Source organism: Streptomyces sp. NPDC127119 (assembly GCF_042677425.1).
In the GTDB taxonomy this organism is placed as follows: Bacteria; Actinomycetota; Actinomycetes; order Streptomycetales; family Streptomycetaceae; genus Streptomyces.
In genome coordinates this window covers 1-1,759 of sequence record NZ_JBHXTO010000307.1, presented here as the reverse complement: position 1 = coordinate 1,759, position 1,759 = coordinate 1, and the positions used below count along the sequence as shown (strand labels likewise).

The following is a 1,759-nucleotide window of genomic DNA, read 5'->3' as shown; positions in this document are numbered from 1 at the left end:
CTTTCAGCCCGTCCGGCGTTTGAGGACGAGCGCGTCAGCGCGATACGGGGGGCGAGGGGGCGCAGCCCCCATACGTGGACGGGAACGGGTAGGGGCGGCGGGGGCGAAGAACTCCGGGGCGAGGCCCGCCGGTGAGGCGCCTCAAGGCGGCGGCAACCCGCGGCCCCCTCCTGCGCTGGACCGTCCTGGCCACCGCGGTGGCCGCCTGGCAACTCACCACCCGCACCCACCCCACCGTCTATTTCCCGTCACCCACCGACATCGCCCGCCACACCCACACCCTGTGGTTCTCGGGCCCGCCCACCCACGCCTTCCTCACCCCCGCCGCCACCGAGAACATCCTCCCCAGCCTCACCCGCATGACCACCGGCTTCGCCCTCGCCGCGATCGCCGGTATCGCCCTCGGTACGGCCCTGGGCCGCTCCCGCCGGGCCCACGCCCTGTGCAACCCGGTCCTGCAGTTCGCCCGGGCCGTCCCACCCCCGGCCCTGGTGCCCGTCTTCGTCGTGCTCCTCGACTTCGGCACCCGGATGCAGGTCGCGTCGATCGTCTTCAGCGCGGTCTGGCCCGTCCTGATCAACACCGCGGAGGGCGTCCGCAACACCGACCCCCTGCGCGTCGAAGTGGCCGCGGTACTGCGGCTGACCAAGGCCGAACGGCTCCGGTTCCTCTTCCTGCCCTCGGCGCTGCCCCGCATCTTCGCCGGCCTGCGCCTGAGTCTTTCGCTCTGCCTCGTCCTCATGGTCTTCTCGGAGCTGCTGCCCGGCACGGCCAACGGCATCGGCTTCACCCTCACCGACGCCCAGTCACGCTCGGACCTGCTCACGGTCTGGGCCGCGCTGGTGCTGCTCGGCGCACTCGGATACGTACTCAACACCGGTCTGCTGGCGGTCGAGAAGCGACTGCTGGGCAGAGGGAACAGGTGACAGGACCGCATGCTGCGTCTCGACTCGCTCGGCCAGGGATACGGCGATCACCCCGTCCTGCACGACATCACCCTCACCGTGCCCGACGGCCAACTCCTGTGCGTCGTCGGGCCGTCCGGCTGCGGCAAGTCGACACTGCTGCGGACCGTCGCCGGGCTGCTCCCGGTCCAGCAGGGGACCGTCTCCGTCGACGGGACGCCCGTCAGCGGTGTCCCCGACCGGCTGGCCGTCGTCTTCCAGGACTACGGACGGTCCCTCTACCCCTGGCTCTCGGTCCGCGAGAACGTCGCCCTTCCCCTGCGGCGGCGGGGACTCGGGCGCGCGGAACGGCGGGAGGAGGCCGAGCGGATGCTGGAACGGGTGGGGCTCCGCGGGGCGGGGCGGCGGTATCCCTGGCAGCTGTCCGGCGGCATGCAGCAGCGGGTCGCCATCGCGCGTGCGCTGGTCTGCCGGCCGTCGCTGCTGCTCATGGACGAGCCCTTCGGGTCCCTCGACGCGCAGACCCGGGAGGATCTGGAGGATCTGCTCCTTGAGGTCCACGAGTCCGAAGGGGCGACGATCGTGTTCGTCACGCATGACATCGACGAGAGTGTGTACGTGGGGGACCGGGTGGTGGTGCTGTCCGCCGGGCCCGGGTCGCGGGTGATCCTCGACCTGCCGGTCGCGCTCCCCGCCAAACGCGACCAGATCGCTACGCGGGGCTTGCCGGAGTTCGTGGCGCTGCGCGCGGAGGTAGGCAGAGCGGTCCGCTCCTGACCCCACTTTTCTCGCCCCCGCCGCCCCTACCCGTTCCCGTCACTGTGTCCTCAAACGCCGGACGGGCTGAAAGACTG

Annotated in this window: 2 protein-coding genes; both read left to right on the top strand. The window is 71.5% G+C overall.

The genetic code is table 11. The features are described 5' to 3' along the window. Positions 1 to 131 precede the first annotated feature (131 nt). Positions 132 to 926 carry an ABC transporter permease gene (locus ACFVH5_RS44335; RefSeq protein WP_385839362.1) on the top strand — a complete coding sequence of 265 codons (795 nt, stop codon included), beginning with the start codon at positions 132 to 134 and terminating at the stop codon, positions 924 to 926. A 9-nt stretch (positions 927 to 935) separates the two neighbouring features. Next, a complete protein-coding gene (locus ACFVH5_RS44330) occupies positions 936 to 1,682 on the top strand; it encodes an ABC transporter ATP-binding protein (protein WP_385839361.1) in 747 nt (248 codons plus the stop codon). Positions 1,683 to 1,759: the final 77 nt, after the last annotated feature.